Genomic DNA, 3,980 nt, shown 5'->3' with positions numbered 1-3,980 from the left:
CGGGGTGGCGCGCGGCAGGGCGAGCGCCGTCTCGGACAGGAGCGGGGCCGCGGCGGCCGCGGCGAGTCCGCCGCGCAGCACCGTGCGGCGGGTCGGCTCCGGCCGTCCTTCCCTGGAGCTCCACTCCCTGGTCAGCCTTGTCCAGGGACTTCCACCAGCAGGCATCTCATCTCCCTCACAGCCGTATGGGCAAGATCCTTGGCGCTGAAGGACTTCATCACAATGACCGGAAATCAACTGATTTCGTGGAGAAAGGCGGATGTAACAACGAATTACGTAGCATGGCGGGATGGCGGTGACGATCGCAGAAGTGGCCCGTGCGGCCGAGGTCTCCACGGGGACCGTCTCCAACTCCCTCAACGGCACCGGACGGGTCTCCGAGGCGACCCGCCGACGCGTCAGGGACGTCGCCGAACGTCTCGGCTACGGGGTCACCCGCACCGGGATCCTGGCGTTGGGCGTCACGACGTTCGAGCTGGCCTGGAACTACAGCGCACTCCCCTACTACGCGCGGACGATCGCCGCGGCCACCTCCGCCGCCCACCGGCACGGCTACGGGCTGACCGTGCTGCCGTCGGCGCTGAGCGGGGACGGGTGGCGTGCGCTCGCCATCGACGGCGCGCTGATCCTCGACAGCCCGCTCCATGACCGTGCCGTGCCGATCCTGCGGCGGCGCGGCATCCCGATCGCGTTCGACGGCCACCCGGCGAGCCTCGGCCGCCACGACTCGTGGTTCGACAACGACCACGCCGCCACCACCCGCCAGGTCGTCGCCCATCTGCGGGAGCAGGGCGCGGAACGCATCGGCCTGCTCGCCGGCCCCGGCACCGACCATTTCACCCGCACCTGCGTCGACACCTACCGCGCCCTGGTCGCCGATCCGCTGGTCGCCTGGGCGAGCACCGACGACCTGACCGGACGCACCGCCGCCGACCTGCTCCTACGCGCGGGCGCCGACGCCGTCTTCGGCCTCTACGACGGCTGCGGCCTGGCCGTCCTGGACGCGGCCCGCGCCCTTAACCTGCGCGTCCCAGCCGACCTGCTGATCGTCACCTGCAGCGAGGACCCCGCCTACGCCACCACCACCCCACCCATCACCACGGTCTCCCTGTCCCCGGAAACCATCGCCGACGCCGTCGCCGCCCTAGCCGCCACCCTCACCGGCTCCCCCGCCACCACAAACCCCACCCTCCCCACCCACCTAACCCTCCGCCCCTCCTCCCTCCGCACCCCACCCCCTGATCGCCCCAACCTGCGACATGCCGCCCTTTCCCCCTCGCTGAAACAGGCGACACGCCGCAGCTCGCCAAGATCTTGAAGCGCAGCCACAGCGCATCACCCACCCGAACTTCCCGAAACAAACAACCCGCCACAGCCCGCCGAGCCCTTGAGGCGCAGCCACAGCCCGTCACCCGAGTGAACTCACCACCCACCCCATGATCGCCTCGACCTGCGGCGTGTCGCCCTTTCGACGTCACTGAAACAGGCGACACGCCGCAGCTCGAGAAGATCTTGAGGTGCGGTCGCGGCTCATCACCCATGCGAACTCTCTGGAACAGGCGACACGCCGCAGCTCCCGGAGATCTTGGGGCGCAGCCACAGCGCGTCGCCTGATTGGACTCACCGCCCAGTCCATGATCGTGCCGAGCTGCGGCGTGTCGCCCTTTCGGGGTGGCTGGAACGGGCGACACGCCGCAGCTCGCGGAGATCTTGAGGTGGGGTCGCGGGTCGCGGGGGTTTTGGGGGGTAAAGGGAAGCCCGCCCTCGCCGTGGGAGTGGCGGGGGCGGGCTTTGGGGCTTTGGTTAGCCGAGGGTGATGCGGTTGAGGGCCGGGGGGGAGACCGGGGAGTTCGCGCCGAGGTAGGCGGTGAACGCGTCCAGGTCGATCGGGCCGCTCCACAGGTTGGTGCCCTGGGTGAAGACGGAGAAGCCGTCGCCGCCGCCGACGAGGAAGTTGTTGGCTGCGACGCGGTAGGTGGCGGCCGGGTCGAGCGGCACGCCGCCGACGGTGATGCCGGAGACCTTGTCGCCGAACGCCTTGGCCGGGCTGTAGGTGTAGTTCAGTTCCTTCGACGGCAGGAGGACCGTGGTCTTGGCCGGGGTCCACTGCTGCTCGAGCAGCGCGTCGATCTGCGCGCCGGTCAGCGACACGACCTGCAGCAGGTTGCTGAACGGCTGGACGGCGAACGCGTCGCCGTAGGTGACCTGACCGCCGTCGTGGAAGTTCAGGTCGGTGCGGACGCCGCCCGGGTTCATCAGCGCGAACTGCGCGCCGCCCTCACCGGCCGCCGCGGCCCGCTGCGAGTCGGCGATCAGGTCGCCGAGCGCGTTCTCACCGGTCGGGGCGGCGGTCCGGACGATCGCCTGGCTGATGGTGCCGATCTGCCGGTTGGCGATCTCGGCGACCTTCACCTTCCAGAAGTCGTTGATCCGCGAGTTGACGCTGTTGTAGGCGGCGCGCGCCGAGGTGCCCTCGGCCGGGACCTCGCGGGTCACGATCTGGTTGTCGATCGTCTCGGTGGAGCGGTCGATCTGGCCGGTCTTCCGGTCGACCTTGAAGTCGACCTGGGAGATGACGCGGCCGAACGAGCCGCCCTGGCTGTAAAGGCGGGGCTGGCCGGCCGGGTCGGTGACCGTACAGCCGTAGGCCTGGTGGGAGTGGCCCGCGAGGATCATGTCGATCTCGGGGTCGACCTGGGTGGCGATGTCGGTGCCGTTGCCGGTCGAACCGTCGGGGTCGGTGGTGACCGAGCAGGCGTCGGGCGACTTGCCCGTGAGGACGTTGTCGCCCTCGTGCACCAGCAGGACCTGCGCCTTGACGTTCAGCAGCCTCAGCAGCCGGGAGCCGAACTCCGCCGACTTCACCACGTTGGTGAAGTGCAGGTCCTTGATCCCGGAGGAGGTGACGATGGTCGGGGTGGTCTCGGTGACCGCGCCGATGAAGCCGATCTTGACGCCGTTGATCTCGCGGACGGCGATCGGCGGCAGCGCCGGGATGCCGTAGTCGCGCAGCTCCTTCTCGAGCTTGCCGGGCGCGTACTGCGCGATCTGCGCGAGCGGCTCGTAGCCGGGCAGGTTCGGCAGTTCGGTGGCGTCCTTCAGCAGGACGTTCGCGCCGAGGTAGGTGAACTTCGTGCCGTCCCAGCGGCCGGCGGGCGAGTCGCCGTCAACCGGGTGCGAACCACCGGTGATCAGGCGCTTGAGCTCGCCGTAGCCTTCGTCGAACTCGTGGTTGCCGACGGCGGAGACGGTGACGCCGATGTCGTTGAGGAACTCCAGCGACGGCTCGTCGTGGTAGGCGGCGGAGATCAGCGGCGACGCGCCGATCAGGTCGCCCTGCGCCACCTTGAGGGTGTTCTCGTTGGAGAGCTTGTCCATCCAGCCGGCCGCGTAGGCGGCGCCGCCGGCGAGGACGGTGTTGCCCGCCTCGTCGACCATCCGGCCGGACGAACCGGACGGGGCCTCGAGGTTGCCGTGGAAGTCGTTGAGCGCGAGGAGCCGGACGGGGACGAGCCGCTCGCCACCGGCCTCGGCGGGCGCGGTCAGCGACACGGTCGCTGCGGTGGCGAGTGCGGCAGCAGCGATCATGCGCAGCTTGGTCATACGTATGAGCATGTGCGAGGCATCTCCTGAGCAGGGCCAGCATTGGGGTCATCGCATCGTGACACCTACCGGTATCCCGTAAGAAGAGCCTGGGTGAACTCGTGCTTACCTTGTGACCCAAATAGGCTGGTGGGCTATGACCGTCGTTTCCGAGTTGTCCGCTGAACAGACCGAGGCCGTCCTGGCTCTGGCCGACAGGGCCGAGGAGCTGGACGGGGTCGCCGCCCTGTCCGAGCAGACCCTGCTCGCGGTCCGCCACGGGGGCGGCGGCCACACCCTCCGCTACGACGACGGCGTCCTCGCCGGCTACGCCTACCGGGACGAAGCGGGCTCCGCCGAGCTGGTCGTCGAGCCGGCGCTCCGCCGCCGCGGCCGTC

2 protein-coding genes and 1 pseudogene are annotated in these 3,980 nt (G+C 69.6%); 2 read left to right on the top strand and 1 reads right to left on the bottom strand.

Going from position 1 to position 3,980, the window contains the following annotated elements:
- The first annotated feature begins 289 nt into the window (after positions 1-289).
- Positions 290-1,318 (top strand): LacI family DNA-binding transcriptional regulator, encoded by a 1,029-nt coding sequence (locus tag ACYVE7_RS30630; RefSeq protein ID WP_460369611.1) that lies wholly within the window; start codon positions 290-292, stop codon positions 1,316-1,318.
- A 485-nt stretch (positions 1,319-1,803) separates the two neighbouring features.
- Here ACYVE7_RS30630 and ACYVE7_RS30625 read toward each other — a convergent pair whose 3' ends face one another.
- A complete protein-coding gene (locus tag ACYVE7_RS30625) occupies positions 1,804-3,603 on the bottom strand; it encodes a bifunctional metallophosphatase/5'-nucleotidase (protein WP_460369609.1) in 1,800 nt (599 codons plus the stop codon).
- Between the two features lie 136 nt (positions 3,604-3,739).
- Here ACYVE7_RS30625 and ACYVE7_RS30620 point away from each other — a divergent pair.
- A pseudogene (locus ACYVE7_RS30620) lies at positions 3,740-3,980 on the top strand (mycothiol synthase); the annotation flags it as partial.

Source organism: Actinocorallia lasiicapitis (assembly GCF_054778695.1).
The sequence above is the reverse complement of the archived record's forward strand: the minus strand, read 5'-3'. Positions and strand labels throughout refer to the sequence as shown.

What these genes read in the sequence shown, in the direction of transcription:
- ACYVE7_RS30625 (WP_460369609.1), bottom strand. Translation starts at nt 3,603, where the DNA reads ATGACCAAGCTGCGCATGATCGCTGCTGCCGCACTCGCCACCGCAGCG.
- ACYVE7_RS30630 (WP_460369611.1), top strand. Translation starts at nt 290, where the DNA reads ATGGCGGTGACGATCGCAGAAGTGGCCCGTGCGGCCGAGGTCTCCACG.